Annotated in this window: 14 protein-coding genes; 3 read left to right on the top strand and 11 right to left on the bottom strand. The window is 70.2% G+C overall.

Annotation, left to right across the window (positions count from 1 at the left end; translation table 11 throughout):
• Positions 1-4: 4 nt before the first annotated feature.
• Genes KZX17_RS00660 through gabT form a run of 6 tightly spaced genes read right to left on the bottom strand, consistent with a single transcriptional unit; the run spans position 5 to position 8121 of the window.
• Positions 5-1465 (bottom strand): NAD-dependent succinate-semialdehyde dehydrogenase, encoded by a 1461-nt coding sequence (locus KZX17_RS00660; protein ID WP_248171525.1) that lies wholly within the window; start codon positions 1463-1465, stop codon positions 5-7.
• Positions 1462-3027 (bottom strand): APC family permease, encoded by a 1566-nt coding sequence (locus KZX17_RS00665; RefSeq protein ID WP_248171524.1) that lies wholly within the window; start codon positions 3025-3027, stop codon positions 1462-1464. The genes KZX17_RS00660 and KZX17_RS00665 overlap by 4 nt, the downstream gene beginning before the upstream one ends.
• A gap of 17 nt (positions 3028-3044) precedes the next feature.
• Positions 3045-3929, bottom strand: a complete 885-nt coding sequence (locus KZX17_RS00670) for a universal stress protein (RefSeq protein WP_248171523.1) — start codon at positions 3927-3929, stop codon at positions 3045-3047.
• A complete protein-coding gene (locus KZX17_RS00675; RefSeq protein WP_248171522.1) occupies positions 3926-5284 on the bottom strand; it encodes an NAD(P)/FAD-dependent oxidoreductase in 1359 nt (452 codons plus the stop codon). Before KZX17_RS00675 ends, KZX17_RS00670 begins: the two co-directional genes overlap by 4 nt.
• Positions 5285-6760, bottom strand: a complete 1476-nt coding sequence (locus KZX17_RS00680; RefSeq protein ID WP_374107919.1) for an amino acid permease — start codon at positions 6758-6760, stop codon at positions 5285-5287.
• A 2-nt stretch (positions 6761-6762) separates the two neighbouring features.
• Positions 6763-8121 (bottom strand): 4-aminobutyrate--2-oxoglutarate transaminase, encoded by a 1359-nt coding sequence (gabT, locus tag KZX17_RS00685; protein ID WP_248171520.1) that lies wholly within the window; start codon positions 8119-8121, stop codon positions 6763-6765.
• Positions 8122-8218: 97 nt separating this feature from the next.
• Here gabT and KZX17_RS00690 point away from each other — a divergent pair, with 97 nt between their 5' ends.
• A complete protein-coding gene (locus KZX17_RS00690) occupies positions 8219-9751 on the top strand; it encodes a PucR family transcriptional regulator (RefSeq protein WP_248171519.1) in 1533 nt (510 codons plus the stop codon).
• Positions 9752-9885: 134 nt separating this feature from the next.
• Here the strand turns inward: KZX17_RS00690 and KZX17_RS00695 are convergent, their stop codons facing one another.
• Entirely contained in the window at positions 9886-11358 is a 1473-nt protein-coding gene (locus KZX17_RS00695) for a helix-turn-helix transcriptional regulator (protein ID WP_248171518.1), read from the bottom strand.
• Positions 11359-11480: 122 nt separating this feature from the next.
• Here KZX17_RS00695 and aceA point away from each other — a divergent pair, with 122 nt between their 5' ends.
• Together aceA and aceB are read left to right on the top strand one after the other, a co-directional pair.
• Positions 11481-12797, top strand: coding sequence for an isocitrate lyase (gene aceA / locus KZX17_RS00700; RefSeq protein ID WP_248171517.1), 1317 nt, complete (start codon positions 11481-11483; stop codon positions 12795-12797).
• A gap of 45 nt (positions 12798-12842) precedes the next feature.
• Positions 12843-14480, top strand: coding sequence for a malate synthase A (gene aceB, locus KZX17_RS00705; protein WP_248171516.1), 1638 nt, complete (start codon positions 12843-12845; stop codon positions 14478-14480).
• 112 nt (positions 14481-14592) lie between these two features.
• Here aceB and KZX17_RS00710 read toward each other — a convergent pair whose 3' ends face one another.
• Genes KZX17_RS00710 through KZX17_RS00725 form a run of 4 tightly spaced genes read right to left on the bottom strand, consistent with a single transcriptional unit; the run spans position 14593 to position 18716 of the window.
• Positions 14593-15570: a glycoside hydrolase family 43 protein gene (locus KZX17_RS00710; RefSeq protein ID WP_248171515.1), complete on the bottom strand. Its 978-nt coding sequence runs from the start codon at positions 15568-15570 to the stop codon at positions 14593-14595.
• Positions 15567-16451, bottom strand: coding sequence for a carbohydrate ABC transporter permease (locus KZX17_RS00715; RefSeq protein ID WP_248171514.1), 885 nt, complete (start codon positions 16449-16451; stop codon positions 15567-15569). Before KZX17_RS00715 ends, KZX17_RS00710 begins: the two co-directional genes overlap by 4 nt.
• Positions 16448-17425, bottom strand: coding sequence for a carbohydrate ABC transporter permease (locus KZX17_RS00720; protein WP_248171513.1), 978 nt, complete (start codon positions 17423-17425; stop codon positions 16448-16450). Before KZX17_RS00720 ends, KZX17_RS00715 begins: the two co-directional genes overlap by 4 nt.
• Positions 17415-18716 carry an ABC transporter substrate-binding protein gene (locus KZX17_RS00725; RefSeq protein WP_217530765.1) on the bottom strand — a complete coding sequence of 434 codons (1302 nt, stop codon included), beginning with the start codon at positions 18714-18716 and terminating at the stop codon, positions 17415-17417. Before KZX17_RS00725 ends, KZX17_RS00720 begins: the two co-directional genes overlap by 11 nt.
• Between the last annotated feature and the right edge of the window lie 31 nt (positions 18717-18747).

Below are 18747 nucleotides of genomic sequence, written 5' to 3' on the forward strand. Positions count from 1 at the left end.
CCGCTCAGGCGGGGATCAGGGTGTACTTCACGTTCAGGTACTCGTGGATGCCTTCGAGGCCGCCCTCGCGTCCCATGCCGGACTGTTTGACGCCGCCGAACGGCGCGGCCGCATTGGAGACGACACCGACGTTGAGACCCATCATCCCGGTCTCGAGACGGTCGATCATGCGGTGGCCGCGGGCGAGGTCCTTCGTGAAGACGTAGGACACGAGGCCGTACTCGGTGTCGTTGGCGAGACGGACCGCCTCGTCCTCGTCGGCGAAGGTCGCGATCGCGAGGACGGGGCCGAAGATCTCCTCGCGCAGGATCGCGCTCCCGGGCACGACCCCCTCGACGACGGTGGGCTCGTAGAAGGTCCCCGGACCCTCGGGCGCGCCGCCGCCGACGAGGACGCGCGCGCCGCGCTCGACGGCGTCACCGACGAGCTCCTGGGCCTTCGCCACCGCGCGGTCGTCGATGAGCGGACCGATCTGCACGCCGTCCTCCGTGCCGCGACCGATCCGCATCGACGAGACGCGCTCGGACACCCGGCGGGCGAACTCGTCGGCGACCGATTCGTGGACGATGAAGCGGTTCGCGGCCGTGCACGCCTGGCCGATGTTGCGGAACTTCGCGAGCAGGGCCCCCTCGACTGCCTTATCGAGGTCGGCATCCTCGAAGACGACGAACGGCGCGTTGCCGCCGAGCTCCATCGACACGCGGAGCACGCCTTCGGCGGCCTGGGCGATGAGCTTCTGCCCGACCGGGGTCGACCCCGTGAACGAGAGCTTCCGCAGCCGCGGGTCCGAGATGATCGGGCCCGACACCGCGCCGGAGGACGACGTCGTGATGACGTTCACGACACCGTCCGGCACGCCCGCCTCGGCGAGGATCTGCGCGAAGAACAGGGTGGTGAGCGGGGTGAGCTCGGCCGGCTTGATGACGACGGTGCACCCGGCTGCGAGCGCGGGGGCGATCTTGCGGGTCGCCATCGCGAACGGGAAGTTCCACGGCGTGATGAAGAACGACGGTCCGACGGGACGCTGCGACACGATCATGCGACCGGTGCCCTCGGGGTTCAGGCCGTACCGACCCGAGATCCGGACGGCCTCCTCGCTGAACCAGCGCAGGAACTCCCCGCCGTAGACGACCTCGCCGCGCGACTCGGCGAGCGGCTTGCCCATCTCGAGCGTCATGAGGAGCGCGAGGTCCTCCTTGCGCTCCTGCACGAGATCGAACGCCCGCCGCAGGATGTCGCTGCGCTCCCGCGGCGCGGTGGCCGCCCACGCCTCCTGCGCGGCCACGGCCGCGTCGAGCGCGCGGATGCCGTCCTCGGGCGTCGCGTCCGCGATGCGGCGGATGACCTCGCCGGTCGACGGGTCGTGCACCTCGAGCGTGCCGCCCTCCGCGGCATCCACCCACTGTCCGCCGATCAGCAGCTGATTCGGGATCTGCTCGAGCAGGTCGGTCTCGCGTGAGGTCATCGCGTGGTCTCGCTTTCTGCGCGCCGCGTTCGCGCGCTGGGTGGTGCGTCCATGGACAGCGTCTGCCCACGGAAGAAGGCCGGCCGGCGGACGGCCTGCCAGATCATGATGAGGATGCCGACCACGATGATCAGCACCCCGAGGATGAAGACGAGCCCCACGCCGAGGATCTCCGACCCCGAGCCGTAGTCGGGGTCCATCGAGTCGACGAGCGTCGTGACGAAGATCACCGCGAGGATGAGGCCGCCCACGAGCGGGCTGAGGAACGTCAGCAGGAACGAGCGCGCCGAGTCGAACCACTGCTTGCGGAAGTACCAGACGCACGCGAACGCGGTCAGCCCGTAGTAGAAGCAGATCATCATCCCGAGCGAGAGGATCGTGTCGGTGAGGACGTTCTCGCTCAGCAGCCGCATGACCGCGTAGAACACGGCCGCCACGATGGCCGAGACGATGGTCGCGTAGCCGGGGGTGAAGAACCGCGGGGTGACGGACGCGAACCGCTTCGGGAGCGCGCCGTAGTGCCCCATCGCGAGGAGCGTCCGGGCAGGACCGACGGCGGTCGACTGCAGCGAGGCCGCCGAGCTCGAGAGCACCGCGAGCGACACGAGGAACGCGAGCGGGCCGAGGACCGGATCGGACAGCGCGAAGAACACGTTCGCCGAGATCTCCTCGTTGCCGAGGCCCAGCGCCCCGGTGCCGACGCCGGCGAACATCATGAGCCCGATGGAGAGCATGAGGTAGAGCGCGACGACGAGGACGACGGTGACCATCGCGGCCCGCCCCGGGGTGCGGTCGGGGTCTTTCGTCTCCTCGTTCATGGTGAGGACGACGTCCCAGCCCCAGAAGATGAAGATCGACAGCGAGAGTCCCGCCGCGAACGCACTGAAGGACGAGACCTCGAACGGGTTCAGCCACGACCAGTCGAAGGCGAGGTGGTCGACGCCGTCGCCGCTGAAGCTCTTGACGAGCGCGACGACGGCGAACAGCACGAGCACCACGACCTGGAAGCCGACGAGCACGTACTGGAACTTCTGCGTCGTCTGCATGTCGCGGTACGAGACGAGCGTCGCCCCGAGGAGGAACAGCAGGCACACGGCGACGTTGATGAACGGGTTGAACGCGAGGTCGGCGATCCCGGCGTTGCCGCTGATCTGCGCGATCAGCAGGAAGAGGAACTCGACGGCGATGCCCGCGAGGTTCGACAGCACGATGACGGTGGCGGCGATGAGCCCCCACCCGGTCATCCAGCCGATCCACGGACCGAAGGCGCGGACGCCCCACGTGAAGCTCGTCCCCGAGTCGGGCATGACGCGGTTGAGCTCTCGATACCCGAGCGCGACCAGCAGCATCGGGATGAACCCGACGAGGATGATCGCCGGCACCTGCGTGCCGACGGCTGACACCGTCGGGCCGAGCGAGGCGGTGAGCGTGTAGGCGGGGGCGATCGTCGAGATGCCGATCACGACGGCGCCGACCAGGCCCACCGTCCCGGCGCTCAAGCCCTTGGCGGAGAGCCCGGCGTCCTGCCCTGCCGGGATCTTCTCGGGTGCATGCTGGCTCATCGTCGAGCTCCTTCGGGTCAGCGGGACGCTTCGGGTGTGCGGGTACGGGGAACGACGACCATCGGCACCGGGATCGAGCCGAGGAGCTTCGCCGCCGTGGAGCCGAGGAACAGGCGGCGGGGCTGCGCGAGGCGGCTGGAGCCCACCAGGATGAGCTCGCCGGGCAGCCAGTCGAGGTGGCCCACGGCATCCTCGATGCTGTCGCCCCGCGCGGTCACGATGTCGGCGCGGACCCCGTCGGGGATGGCGGCCAGGACGTCGTCCAGCACCTTCTCGGCGTGTGCGGCGCCCGCGAGACGGATGACGCCGGTGTCGACCGTCGGCGGCAGGTCGACGGTGACGAGGGAGACGAGCCGCAGCGACGCACCGGTCGCAGCCGCGAGCGCGACGGCCTCGTCGAGGAGGACGTCCGCTCCGGCGCGGGTGCCGACGGCGACGGTCAGTCGCGGGACCCCGGCATCCGTCACCCGCTTGCGGGCCCCGCGCGGGACGAGGACGACGGGGACGTCGGCGGAGTGGAGCAGCTGGCTCGTCGTCGAGCCGAGACGGTGGCGCCCGCGGGCACCGCCGTCAGCGGCACCCACGACGAGGTGCGACGCGCCGAACTCGTCCGCCGCCTCGACAAGCCCTTCGGCGAAGGATTCGCCGTAGCGGGCGTGCTCGCGGTGCACGACACCCGCGGGCACCGCGGCGGCCGCCTCGGCGAGCCAGGTCTGGGCCTGCTCGAGCAGGTAGCGGTCGTACGAGGCGTCCGGCGGCGTGATGACGCTGCGGCCCTCGGCGGGCAGGACGAGCACGATGTCGAGCTCGGACCCGGATGCCGCGGCGATCCCGGCCGCGACGGCCACTGCGTCGCGGCCCGCCTTCGTCGCGGTGTAGCCGACGACGATGCGGCCGGTCACGACCGGTCTCCCTCGAGGATGTTCCGTGCGGCGAGGCGGCCCATGCGGATCGCGCCGTCGACGTGTTGGTAGCCGGCTCCGGCGAGGTCGCTGCAGGCGAAGTGGATCGGACCGACGGGGGTGCGGAGGTCCGCGCCGTAGCGGTGCAGTCCGCCGAGGTCGAAGCTCGCGGCGTAGGCGCCGCGGGTCCACTCCTCGCTCCCCCAGTCGCTCTCGTAGTAGACGACCGTGTCCTTCGCCTCGGGCCCGTAGTAGTGCGAGAGCGACTCGAGGATCCGCTCCTTGCGCTCCTCGGCCGACAGACGGAAGACATCGTCGGCGTTGCGGTCCGAGACGAAGCCGACGAGGGTGCCGCGCGCGTCACCGTGGTTGGTGTTGTCGTACGCCTCGTGCACGAGCTCGTACGGACTGAACGCGGTGCCCGACAGCCCCTTGTCGCGCCAGAACGGCGTCTCGTAGACCGCGTGCACCTTGATGACGAAGCCCATCGACAGGTGCTGGTGCATCTGGTGCTGCAGCCGCGGCAGCGGAGGCACGAAGGAGATCCGGTTGTAGAGGACGGGTGCGAGCGCGAGCACCGCGGCGCGTGCGCGCACGGTCATGCCGTCGGCGTGGGCCGTCACACCGGCATCCGACCACTCGAGGGTGCGCACCGGCTGCTGCAGGAAGACGTCGTCGCCCAGGCGCTCGGCGAGATGCAGCGGCACCTGCTGCAGGCCGCCGACGACGCGCTTGTCGAGGATGAAGTCGGCGTCGACCAGGTGCGAATAGCTGCCGGCGCTGGCCGCCATGAGCAGGGACTGCAGGAGTGAGAAGGAGTGGGTGGGCTTCGTGAGCATGGCGGACCCGGTCGCGAACGCGAGGTTGCGGACGGCCTCGTCGTCGTCGGTCTGCTGCCGCAGCCAGGCGTCCCAGGTGACCGTGTCCCACTCGGCCGCCTTCGGGTGCGCGTAGGGCCGGTCTGGGTCGATCTCGGCCACCATCGCGTCGAGGCGGCGGGTGATCTCGTCGATCGTGCGCTCGGTCTCGGCGCTCACCGGGAACATCTCGCCGGTGAAACGGGAGACCTCGCCGGTCGGACCGATGTACACGCTGTCGCCCTCGCGGTAGCGACTGAACGTCTCGAGACCGAGGTCCTCGATCGTCTCGATGAGGGCGCTCTGGTCGGGCGAGACCCACTGCCCGCCGAGTTCGAGCATCTGACCGTCGACGACGTCGGTCCACAGCCGTCCCCCGACGCGCTCGCGAGCCTCGAGGACGGCCACCGACAGCCCGGCCCTGCGCAGCTCGTTGGCGGCGGTGAGGCCGGCGGCACCGGCTCCCACGACGACGATGTCACGGGTGATCTCGGTCATTCAGGACTCCTTGATGAGCGGGGCGGAGGTCGCCTGGTGGTCGGGACGGCGCTGGAGGTTCCGCCGCACGAGCGGCCAGAAGACGAGGAGCACACCGGTCGCGATGAGGCTCGTCCACACCTGCGAGCGGCCGGATTCGGTCGTCAGCATGACGATGACGACGGCCGCGATGGCGCCGATGAGGAGGATGTTCAGCCAGGGATGCAGCCACACCTTGAGCTTCAGGGCGGCGACCTCGTCGGGCGTCATCTTCTGCCGCAGCCGCATCTGCGTCAGGGCGATGAAGACGTACACGAAGAGCGCGACGAGGCCGGCGGAGTTCATGATGAAGTCGAAGATGCCCGAGCCCGGCGTGAGGAAGTTCACGAGCGTGGCGATGAGCCCGCCGATCGTCGAGGCCAGGAGCGCGACGACCGGCACCCCGCTCCGGGACTTCTGCGCGACGGCCTTCGGGGCGAAGCCCTTCTCGGCGAGCGCGGCGAACATGCGGGACGCGGAGTAGAGACCCGAGTTCAGCACCGAGATCACGGCGGTGAAGATGACCAGCTGCATGACGATGTCGGCGCCGGGGATGCCGAAGCGCGTCAGCGCGACCGTGAACGGCGCGTTGGCGACGTCGGTCGGCACGGGCAGCTCGTCCCACGGGACGACGGTCACGATGACGAGCACCGAGCCCACGAAGAAGAGCAGGATGCGCCAGATGATCGTGCTGGTGGCCTGCCGGATGCCCTTGGCCGGGTCGACGGACTCGGCCGAGGCCATCACGGCGATCTCGGTACCGAAGTACGAGAAGATCACGAGCGCGACGCCCGTGAAGGCGACGCCCAGGCCGTTCGGGGCGAAGCCGCCGTGCTCCCAGAGGTTCGGGACCGCGAAGGTCGCGTTCGGCCAGAGTCCCAGCGCGAAGAGGATGCCGGCGCCCAGAAAGACGACGATCGCGAGGACCTTGATGCTCGCCAGCCAGAACTCCACCTCGCCGAACGTGCGCACCGAGATCAGGTTCGTCCCCACGAACACGCCGATCAGGATGAGCGACCACGCCCACGAGGGCACCGCCGGGAACCAGGTGCTCATCGTCTCGCCGCCGAGCACCGCCTCGTAGGCGAGCACACCGACCCAGAAATACCAGTAGAGCCAGCCCACGAGGTAGGCGGCCCAGTCCCCGAGACCGACGCGGGCGTACTCCATGAACGACCCGATCGCGGGACGCGATGCCGCCATCTCGCCCAGCATCCGCATGGCGAGGAACACCAGCAGACCGCCGATCAGGTACGAAAGGATCGCGGCCGGGCCGACCTCGCGGATGACGTTCCCCGAGCCGACGAACAGGCTCGCCCCGATGATCCCGCCGAGCGTGATCATCGTGACGTGGCGCGAACGCAGCTTGCTCGAGCGCGCCTTCGTGACCGCGCCGAGCCCGGCGGAGGTCTCCGGCGACACCGGAGCATCCCACCCGTTCGAGCCCGGCACCCCCATCCTCAGAGCCCTCCGAGTGCGTCGGCGAGGACGCCGAGGCCCTCGCGCAGCAGCTCGTCGCCGATCGACAGCGGAGGAAGGAACCGGATGACGTTGCCGTAGGTGCCGCAGGTGAGGACGATGACGCCCTGCGCGATGCACGCCTTCGCGAGCGCCGCCGTGAGTGCGCCGTCGGGGGCGCCGGTGGTCGGGTCGACGAACTCGATGGCGATCATCGCGCCCCGCCCGCGCACCTCGGCGATGCGGGGGTCGGATGCGGCGATCTCGCCGAGCCGAGCGGTGAGGAGCGTCTCGATCTGCTGCGCGCGCTCGATGAGCCCGTCGTGCTCGAAGGCGTCGATCGCGGCGAGGGCGGCGGCGCATGCGACGGGGTTGCCGCCGTAGGTGCCGCCGAGCCCGCCGGTGTGGGTCGCGTCCATGATCTCGGCGCGACCCGTGACCGCGGCCAAGGGCATTCCCCCAGCGATGCCCTTGGCCGTGGTGACCAGATCCGGCACGATGCCGAAGTGCTCGCTCGCGAACATGGCGCCGGTGCGGGCGAACCCGGACTGCACCTCGTCGGCGATGAAGACGACGCCGTTCTCGCGGCACCAGTCCACGACGGCGGGGAGGAAGCCGTCGGCGGGGACGACGAAGCCGCCCTCGCCCTGGATCGGCTCGATGATGACGGCGGCGAGGTTGTCGGCGCCCACCTGCTTCTCGATCATCGAGATCGCCTTGGCCGCGGCATCCGCCCCGGACAGGCCGTCGCGGAGGGGGTACGAACCGGGCACGCGGTAGATCTCGGAGGCGAAGGGCCCGAAGCCGCTCTTGTAGGGCATCGACTTGGCGGTGAGCGCCATCGTGAGGTTCGTGCGCCCGTGATACGCGTGGTCGAAGGCGACGACGGCCTGCTTGCCGGTGAACTTGCGGGCGATCTTGACGGCGTTCTCGACGGCCTCGGCGCCGGAATTGAACAGCGCGCTCTTCTTCGCGTGGTCGCCGGGGGTGAGCCGGTTGAGAGCCTCGGCGACGTCGACGTAGGAGTCGTACGGCGAGATCATGAAGCAGGTGTGGGTCAGCTGCGCCGCCTGCGCGGCGATCGCCTCGACCACCTTGGGGTGGGCGACGCCGACCGTGGTGACGGCGATGCCCGACCCGAGGTCGATGAGCGAGTTGCCGTCGGCGTCGACGACGACGCCGCCCCCAGCGGCGACCGCCGCGATCGGGACGGTGTGCCCGACACCCGCGGCGACGGCGGCCGCCTTGCGGTCGATCAGCTCCTGCGAGCGCGGACCCGGGATGGCGGTGACGAGGCGACGCTCCTGCGGCAGGGACGGTCCGCCGAGGGGCGTGGTCGTGGGGGCGGTCGTGGTGCTCATGCGGCGAGCGTAGAGGTCGGGCGCGGCCCGGTCACTCGCCATTGCGTCTATTCTCGGGGCAAGACTGTACGTCACGTACAGCCAGGAGAGGTCGACGATGGTGGGTCGCGAGGCGGAGCCGACGATGCGGGCACTGCTCGCCCGGCGTGAGCTCGCCCTGCGGCTCGCGGACGACGAGGACCGGTTCGCCGCGGACGCGCTCGATCGCCCCACGCGCTGGGTGCACAGCTCCGACCTCGATGACCCGACGCCGTTCCTCGCCGAGGACCTGGTGCTCCTCACCACCGGGACGCAGTTCCCCGCGGACGGCGCCTACCCCTTCGAGGCCTATGTGCGACGGCTCGTCGAGCGGGGGGTCGCCGCGCTCGGATTCGGCACCGAGGTGGTGCGCGACGGCATCCCCCCGGGCCTCACCGCCGCCTGCCTCGAAGCCGGACTGCCGCTGTTCGAGGTGCCGTACAGCACGCCGTTCATCGCGGTCGCGCGGGCGAACGCCGAGGCGGTCGCCGCGCAGACGTACGCCCGGCGCACATGGGCGCTGTCGGCGCAGCGAGCGCTGGCCCTCGCAGCCCTGCGGCCGGACGGGCTCGGCGCGACCATCGCCGAACTCGCGCGGCAGCTCGACACGTGGGTGGGGATGTACGACGCGGCGGGCGAACTCGTCCGCGAGCACCCGGCCGGGGCGCTGTCGCCCGGGTCGACGGAGGTGCTGCACGCCGAGGTGGGCGCCGTCCTGCGTCGCGGGGCGCGTGCCGGCTCGGCGCTGCGGTCGGACGCCGACGCATTCACGCTGCAGACCCTCGGGCGCGGCGGCGAGCTCCGCGGCGTGCTCGCCATCGCCGCAGGCGAGCTCGACCGCGCCGGGCGGGACGTCGTGACCGCGGTGATCGCGATGGCAGGACTCGCGCTCGAGCAGCACCAGCGCCTGTCGCGGGCGCGCAAGGCGCTGCGGTCGGGGATGGTGCGCTCGCTCCTGACCGGCGACCCCGCGCTCGCGCGCCAGATCTCCCGCGACGTGTGGGGCGCCCTGCCGGCCGCTCCGGTGGTGGTGGCCGTGACGGATGCCGCCGGCAGCCGTTCCGACGCGCTGCTCGAACTCCTCGAGCTCCGGGCAGAAGAGCGCCACGGGGCACTGTTCTTCGGGAGCGTCGACGACGACGTGGTCGTGGTGGTCCCGGCATCCGCTGCAGCCGTCCTCGAGGAGTTCCCGGAGCGGTTCGGGGTGCGCCTGGGGGTGTCCGAGCCCACGCCCTACGCCGGGTTCGCACGCGCCGTCGACCAGGCACGCGCGGCGCGCAGTCGGGCGGCGGGTCCCGGCGTGGTGCGCTTCGCGGAGGTGCAGGCGGGCGGCATCCTCTCGGCCCTGTCGTCGGGGCAAGCCGCGACGGTCGCCGCGGCGTACCTCGACCCACTGCGTGCGCACGATCGCGAGCACGGTGCGCGGCTCGAGGAGACCGTGCGGGCATGGGTCGCCGCGGACGCCTCGAACGACGCCGCCGCCGCCGCGCTCGGCGTGCACCGGCACACCGTGCGCACGCGCCTCGCCGCCGCAGAGCGGCTGCTCGGCGTCGACCTGTCGTCGTTCGCCGGCCGCGCTGAGCTCTGGGCCGCCCTGCACCTCGGCGGGTGAGGGGTGGGCGCGCAGGAATCGGCGGCTCGCGCGAGCGTGCGCCAACTCCTCAGAACGCCACCGCCCTCAGGTCGACTCCCCGACCGCGACGCGTTTCGCGGCATATCTGAGGAGTTGGCGGCACACGCCCCGGCCTACTCCGGCGCGTGGGTCTCGAGGAACTCGTACAGGTCCGTCGTGTCGACGCCGGGGAAGGCCCCGGTCGGCAGCGTCGCGAGCAGCGTGCGGGGTGTGCGGACGTTCGGCCACGCCTGGTCGCGCCACGTGCGCTCGAGCTCAGCCGGTGGTCGTCGGCAGCAGACCTCGACGCCGTGCCGCGACACGCCCCGGTTCGGCGTCTCGCGGCCGATGAACCATTTCGTGTCGTCGAAGCGCACCCCGACGCTGACCGAGTGGGCGCCGTCGCTCGACGGCTCGACGCGTGCCGTGCACCAGTACGTCCCGTTGCCGGTGTCGGTGTACTGGTAGTACGGGTTGAACTTGTCGGGGACGTCGAAGACGACCCGGCTCGTCCACCGGCGGCAGCACAGCTGACCCTCGATCGACCCGAACCGGTCGGCGGGGAAGTTCACGTCATCGTTCTCGTACGCCTTCGTGATCGTCCCCGACTCGTGCACCTTCAGGAAGTGGACCGGGATGCCGAGGTGCCGGGTCGCGAGGTTGGTGAACCGGTGCGCGGCGGTCTCGTAGGAGACCGAATACGCGTCCCGGAGGTCCTCGATCGAGATCGCCCGGCGCGACTTCGCGTCCTGCAGGAACGCCGCGGCGTGCGACTCGGGCACCATCAACGCGCCGACGAGGTAGTTCGTCTCGACGCGCTGGCGCAGGAACTCCGCGTACGACCGCGGCTCGGCGTGCCCGAGGATGCGACCGGCGAGCGCCTGCAGCACCGGCGTTCGCGAGTCCCCGCGTCCCGGGATCGTGCTCGAGAGGTAGAGCCGACCGGTGCGGTTGTCGGCGACGGACCGGGTGGATGCCGGCAGGTCCGACACGTAGTGCAGCGAGTACCCGAGGTGCGCGGCGATCTCGGACGCGGTGCGCTGGGTGAGCGGTCCGCCGGGATGGTCGACGGCCGCGAGGATGCGCTCGGCTTGCTCCTCCAGGCCCTCGAAGTAGTTGTCCTGCCGCCGCATGAGGTGCCGCAGCTCGACATTTGCGCGCCGCGCCTCCTCGGGTGTCGCGGACCGCTCGTCGTTCAGCCGCTCGATCTCGCCGTGCAGCGCCAAGAGGGTGTCGAGCACGCCGTCCGGCACGGACTTGCCGATCCGGAACGGAGGGATGCCGAGGGCCTGGAACGTCGGCCCTTTCATGGCGCGCTCGAGGGAGATCTCGAGGGTCGCGCGCTCGTCGAGGGGTTCCGCGGCCAGCAGGGCGTCGATCGTCGTGCCGAGCGCGCGGGCGATCGACTGGAGGAGCGAGAGTTTCGGTTCACGCTTGCCCGTCTCGATCATCGACAGCTGGCTCGGCGCACGGGACACAGCGGCCGCCAGCTCGTCGAGCGTCATCCCGCGTGCGGTGCGCACCTGGCGGACACGTCGCCCGATGCTGAGGGCGTCCGGTGCGTGATCGGCGGATGCCGCATCCGCCCGATCTTCATCGATCGTCATGACCGGGAGTGTGTCACGAGAGCAGAAGAACGCGCAATCTTCACCTCGCAAATCTCCTCGACGACCGTCGTTCTTCTCGCACAGTGGTGTCACGACCCGCTCCCGACCCTCAGGAGGACGCCATGACCTTCCCCACGACACCCTCGGCCCGTCCGATGCGCGCCGGCGACCAGACGCAGACCGCCGCCGATCTGCAGGCGGAGTGGGATGCCGATCCGCGCTGGGACGGCATCGAACGCACCTACAGCGCCGAGGATGTCATCCGACTGCGCGGCTCGGTCCGCGAGGAGGCGACCCTCGCCCGCCGCGGCGCGGAGAACCTGTGGAACCTGCTGCACACCGAGGACTACATCAACGCCCTCGGTGCCTACACCGGCGGTCAGGCCGTGCAGCAGGTGCGCGCCGGCCTGAAAGCGATCTACCTGTCGGGGTGGCAGGTCGCGGCCGACGGCAACCTCGCCGGTCAGACCTACCCCGACCAGAGCCTCTACCCCGCCAACTCGGTGCCGTCCGTCGTCCGCCGGATCAACAACGCGCTGGCCCGACAGGACCAGATCGAGCACGCCGAGGGCGGCGCGACGCGCGACTGGCTCGCCCCGATCGTCGCCGACGCCGAGGCCGGCTTCGGCGGACCGCTCAACGCCTACGAGCTGGCGCACTCGATGATCCAGGCGGGGGCCGCCGGCATCCACTGGGAGGACCAGCTCGCCAGCGAGAAGAAGTGCGGCCACCTCGGCGGCAAGGTGCTGGTGCCGACGCAGCAGCACATCCGCACCCTCAACGCGGCGCGTCTCGCAGCCGACGTCGCAGGCGTCCCGACCGTCATCATCGCCCGCACCGACGCCCTGGCCGCCGACCTGCTCACGAGCGACGTCGACCCGCGCGACCAGGAGTTCACGACCGGCGAGCGCACGAGCGAGGGCTTCTACCGGGTGCGGCCCGGCCTCGACGCCGTCATCAGCCGCGGCCTCGCCTTCGCCCCGTACGCCGACCTGCTGTGGGTCGAGACCGGCGAGCCCGACATCGAGCTCGCCCGCGCCTTCGCCGAGGCGATCCACGAGCGGTTCCCGGGCAAGCTGCTCGCGTACAACTGCTCGCCGAGCTTCAACTGGAAGCGCCACCTCGACGACGACCAGATCGCGACCTTCCAGCGCGACCTCGGCGAGCTGGGCTACGCGTTCCAGTTCATCACCCTCGCGGGCTTCCACGCCCTCAACCACTCGATGTTCGACCTCGCGAAGGGCTACGCGGAGAGCGGCATGACCGCGTACGTGGCCCTGCAGGAGGCGGAGTTCGCCGCTGAGAAGGACGGCTACACCGCCACCAAGCACCAGCGGGAAGCCGGAACCGGCTACTTCGATCTCGTGTCCACGGCGCTCAACCCCGACAGCGCCACCCTCGCCCTGGTCGGATCGACCGAGACGGCGCAGTTCCACTGACATGACCGGATGCAGCTCGCATCCCCTTCTCCTCAGGAGTACGACATGACCCTCATCGACACCCCTCCCCCGCCCACCACCACGACGACCACCCTCACGATCCGCGGACCCATCCGCGAACGGTACGAGGAGATCCTGACGCCCGAGGCGCTCGAGTTCGTCGCGCAGCTGCACGATCGCTTCGGCGGACGGCGGCACGACCGCCTCGCCGACCGCATGCGCCGCCGCTTCGAGATCGGCAACGGGCAGGATCCGGCCTTCCGCTCCGACACCGCCCACATCCGAGAGGATGCTGAGTGGCGCGTCGCCGGCGCCGGACCGGGCCTCGAGGACCGCCGGGTGGAGATCACCGGCCCGACCGATCCGAAGATGACGATCAACGCGCTGAACTCCGGCGCACGGGTCTGGCTCGCCGATCAGGAGGACGCCACGAGCCCCACCTGGCGGAACGTCATCGAGGGGCAGCTGTCGCTGCGCGACGCGATCCGCGGGGAACTGCGGTACACGAGCCCCGAGGGCAAGGTGTACGAGGTCACCGCCGAGCGGACGCCCACGATCGTCATGCGCCCGCGCGGCTGGCACCTCATGGAGAAGCACATCGACGTCACCGACCGGCGCGGGCGGATCCTCGCGGCATCCGGTTCGCTCGTCGACTTCGGCCTCTACTTCTTCCATAACGCCGAGCGCCTCATCGAGGGCGGTCGCGGCCCCTACTTCTATCTGCCGAAGATCGAGTCGGCCGAAGAGGCGAAGCTGTGGGACGACGTGTTCACCTTCAGCGAGCGATACCTGGACATCCCGCACGGGACGATCCGGGCGACGGTACTCATCGAGACGCTGCCCGCCGCGTTCGAGATGGAGGAGATCCTCTTCGAGCTGCGCGACCACGCCGCGGGCCTGAACGCCGGGCGCTGGGACTACATCTTCTCGATGATCAAGAACTACCGCGGCCGGGGTGCGCGGTTCGTCCTGCCCGACCGCAGCCAGGTGACGATGACGGTCCCCTTCATGCGTGCCTACACGGAGCTGCTCGTGCAGACCTGCCACAAGCGGGGCGCATTCGCCATCGGCGGGATGAGCGCATTCATCCCGAACCGCCGCGACGCCGAGGCCACGCGGACCGCGTTCGAGAAGGTCGCCGCCGACAAGCGGCGCGAGGCGGGCGACGGGTTCGACGGCACGTGGGTCGCGCACCCCGACCTGATCCCGGTGGCCCAAGCCGAATTCGACGCCGTGCTCGGCACGCGCCCGAACCAGGTCGACCGGCTGCGCGACGACGTCACCGTGACGCCCGCACAGCTCATCGACTGCCACATCGGCCTGCCGATCACGGCGGCGGGCGTCCGGGGCAACGTGTCGGTCGGCATCCGCTACATCGAGGCGTGGCTGCGGGGGCTGGGCGCCGTCGCGATCGACGGGCTGATGGAGGATGCCGCGACCGCCGAGATCAGCCGCTCGCAGATCTGGCAGTGGATCCACCAGGACCTGTCGACCGAGGACGGCACGCCGATCACGCGGGACTCCGTCGAGGACCTCATCGCGCAGGTGCTCGCGGAGGTCCCGCGGCACGAGGGCGACCGGTTCGACGACGCGGCCGAGGTGTTCCGCGAGGTCGCGCTCGGCGCGGAGTTCCCCACGTTCCTCACGCTCGGCGCCTACGCGAGGTTCCTCGTCGAGGACTGAGCCCCCGGCATCCGCCCGTCACGGATCGCAACAGATCCCCGCCGACACGCCGCCCGCGACCCACCGCGGGCGGCGTGTCGCGCGGCACCCATTGCAATCTCGCACGCGTGCGTCAGTCGAGATCGACCGTCACCTCGCCGGCTTCGAGCCGGATCGGGGCGGTGTGGAGTCCGCGATAGATGTACTGCTCGTCCCAGCCGTGGAAGACGAGCACGTCGCCGTCGGGGGTGGGCACCACGTCCTGCCCGCCCGGTCCTCGGAAGGCACCGTCGCTGCCGGCGGTCGACAGGATCGGCTCGGACTGCTTCTCGTACGGCCCCTCGAGCTCGGCCGACCACGCGGCGCCGACGGCGTACGCATCCCCGCCGTAGTCGTTGGCGGAGTAGAGGAGGGCGTACCCGCCGTCCCGGGCCACGAGCGTCGGAGCTTCGACGAGCGTCCCCTCCCATGCCTGATCCTGCCGCAGCAGCTCCACCGCGTCGCCGTCCAGCGACAGGCCGTCCGCGGTCAGCGGCGCCATCATGATGCGGGTCGGCAGGGCGCAGCAGTTGCCGTCGGTCTTCCACAGCAGAAAGCGCGTGCCGCTCTCGTCGTCGAAGGTGGCGGCGTCGATCGCACCGCCGTCGTCGACGGGGCACACCAGGGGTTCGTCGGATGCCGGGGCGAACGCATCGTCGAGCGTCGCCGCGGTCGCGACACCGATGCACTGGCGCCCGGAGGCGGTGTGCTCGGCCGTCACATACATGACGTAGCCGTCGCCGAGGGCCGTCACCTCGGGTGCCCAGGTCCGCCCAGGCGACGCCCACGCCGGCAGGGTCGGCAGCGCATCGCGTCGCTCGACGGTCCATGCGTCGAGATCAGGGGAGGTCGCCACGCGGATGTTGAGCCCGTGACTTCCGGTCGCGAAGGCGACGTACCCGGCGTCCGTCGACACCACGTCCGGATCGGGGAAGTCCTCGTCGAGCACGAAGCCGGAGGCGGATGCCTGTCCGGATGCCGCCGGCGACGCCGCCGGTTCCGCGGCGCCGCATCCCACCGCCCCGGCGACGCCCGCGAGCAGGACGGCGATCAGTGCCGCGGCGCGCCTCATCCCTTGACCGCCGCCCCGGCGACGGAGTCCACGATCTGGCGCTGCGCGAAGGCGAAGAGGACGAGCACCGGGATCGACGCGATCGCCGCACCCGCCATCACGATGCCGAAGTGCGTGCGATACGCGCCCTGCAGCATGGCGAGGCCCGGCTGCAGCGTCATGTTCTCGGGCGACAGCAGCACGTACACCGGCCACAGGAAGTCGTTCCAGTTGCCCAGGAACGACAGCACGGCGAGTGTCGCGAGCGCCGGCTTCGCCAGCGGGAGCGCCACCTGGAAGAAGATGCGGAACTCCCCTGCTCCGTCGATGCGGGCGGCCTCCTCGATCTCGACCGGGACGCCGAGGAAGAACTGCCGCAGGAAGAACACGCCGAAGGCGCTGGCCGCGCCCGGAACGGTGATCGCGAGGACGGTGTCGAGCCAGCCGAAGTTCTCGACGATGAGGTAGTTCGGGATGAGGAAGACGACCGGCGGCACGAGCAGCGTCGCGATGATCAGCCCGAAGACGACGTTCCGTCCCGCGAACTCGAGGCGCGCGAGCGCGTATGCCGCCATCGAGGCGGTCACGAGGATGAGCACCGTCTGCAGCGTCGCCGCGGCGAAGCTGTTCCACAGCCACAGGAAGATCGGCTGCTGCCCGCTCAGCAGCAGCGTCTGGTAAGCCTCGAGCGAGGCCGGGTCGGGCAGCGCGTAGGGGTTACGGACGGCATCCGCATCGGTCTTCACCGACGTGAGCAGCATCCACACCAGCGGGAAGATGACGACCAGCGCGAGTGCGCCCAGGACGGCGTAGACGACGATGTTCCCGGGACGCCGCGGCGGTCGCCGGCGGGGCTCAGCAGGAGCCTGGGGCGGGGCGGGACGGACGGCGGTGTCGGTCATGAGACGGCTTTCTCGCTGCGCTCGCGCTGCAGACGGAAGTTGACGACGCTGATGATCGCGAGGAACGCGAACAGGACGTAGCTCATGGCGGATGCCGGGGCCATGTTGTTCTGCGAGAGCCCCTGATCGGCAATGTACATGATCGCTGTGCGCGTCTCGTTGCCCGGCCCGCCGTTGGTCAGCAGGAACGACTGCCCGAACATGTTCGCCGACGCGAGGATCGTGGTGGTCGTGATGAAGAGCATGACGGGACGCAGTCCCGGGAGCGTCACGCTGAAGAAGGTGCGTGCGGCGCCCGCGCCGTCCAGAGCGGCGGCCTCGTAGAGGTCGGTGTTGATGCCCTTGAGCCCGGCGAGGAAGATCACGGTGTTCAGCCCGGCGGTCCACCACACCGTCACGCCGACCAGCGACACCCAGACCCACGGCGTGTCGACCACCCAGGGTGTGTCGCCCGGGAGCCCCAACAGGCTCAGCAGATGGTTCAGGATGCCGGACTGCGTGTCGAAGACGTAGCTCCAGATGACACCGACGATCGCGACGCCCAGGACGTAGGGGGCGAAGAAGACGGTCCGGAAGAACGTCGCACCCCGCAGCCTGCGATTCAGCAGGACCGCGATGAACAGCGGGATCACGACGAGGAACGGGACGCTCAGCACGACGAACAGGCCCGTCGCGCGCATCGCGTTCCAGAAGTCCGCCGAGGTCGTCGACCCGGGGGTGAAGAGGTCGAGGTAGTTCTTCAGCCCGATGAAGTCCTGGCTGTCGCGGAACGGGCTCCAGTTCGTGAGGCTGATCCAGACCCCGAACACCGCCGGGACGATGACGAAGGTGACGAACAGCGCGAGGAACGGCGTCAGGAACAGGTAGGCGATGAGCGTCCGACGCCGGCGCGCGGGGCGCCCGGCGCGACCGCCCGGCCGACCGCCGGAGCGGTCGGCCGGAACGGCCGTCTTGGCGGCGAGGTCAATCGCCATACTTCTGCTGGTTCTGCTCGATGATCGCGTCGGCCTTCGCCTTCGCGTCGTCGAGGGCCTGCTGCGGCGACTTCTTGCCCGTCAGCGCCTCGTTGATGGCGGTGGTGATGAGGGCGTTGGCCTCGTTGATGCCGGGCGAGACCGTCTCGTAGTGCGCGTACTCCAGCTCCTCCATGAACGGCTCGAGGTTGGGGTAGTCCTCGAGGATCGCCGGGTCCTCGCGGACCGTGTTCGCGGCGGGGAGCTCCCCGGTCTCCGCCCATCCGGCGGAATTGTCGTTCATCCACTTCACGAAGGTCGCCGCGGCCGCGGTCTTGTCCTCGTCCTGACCCTTGTTGGCGGGGAAGACCCAGTGGGTCGAGCTCGACCAGACGGCTTTCTCGTCGCCGATCTGCGGGACCGGCGCCGCTTCCCACTCGAGGTCGCCGAAGGCGGTGTTGGTGGTCTGCCAGACGCCGTTCCAGTTGAACGCGGTGTCGCCGGCCAGGAGCGCCTTGATGTTGCCGTCCTGCGCGACGTTCTTCGGACTGTAGCCCTTGTCGACGAGATCGGTCATCCAGGTGAGCGCCTCGACACCGGCATCCGAGTTGAAGGTCGCCTCGGTGACGTCGTCGTTGTAGAGGTCTCCGCCGAACTGCCACAGCAGACTCTGGAACTCGAACGTGCCGGTGAAGACGTAGCCGTCGACCCACTCCCCCTGGACACCGGCCTGCTTCAGCTTCTCGAGCGCGTCGAGGTACCCCTCGCGGTCGGTCGGGATCTCGGTGAGGTCGGCCTTGGCCATGACGTCCTTGTTCGCGAACAGGCCGAGGGGAGTCACGCTCCACGGGACGGCGTACTGGGCGTCGCGGAAGTCGCCCATCTCGAACACGTCCGGCGGGAAGTCGTCCTCCCCGTAGCCGAGTCCGTCGATGATCTCGTCGGCGGGCTGCAGCAGGTTCTGGGCAGCATAGGTGGCGAGGTCGTCGCCGTGGAGGACCGCGACGTCGGGGCCCTTGCCGGCCTTCACGGCCAGCGGCATCTTCGAGGCGATGTCGGCCCACTCCTGGGGGACGTTCTTGACCGTGATGTTCTCGTGCTCGGCGTTGAACTGGTCGATGAGCTTCGGCACGATCGTCGGCGCCGCACCGCCCGTCCAGCCGTGCCAGAAGGTGACCTCGACGGCAGGACCGTCGTAGTCCTCGCCCGACACCCCTCCCTCGCCGGATCCGGACGCGCCGCAGGCGCTGAGTGTGACGGCCAGGGCCGCCGCGACGCCGAGACCGAGGCCCCGCGTGAGTCGCGTAGTCATGTGATTGCTCTCCTTTGAGTACGCCCTGCTC

It is taken from the genome of Microbacterium sp. EYE_78 (assembly GCF_023149035.1).
GTDB lineage: Bacteria > Actinomycetota > Actinomycetes > Actinomycetales > Microbacteriaceae > Microbacterium.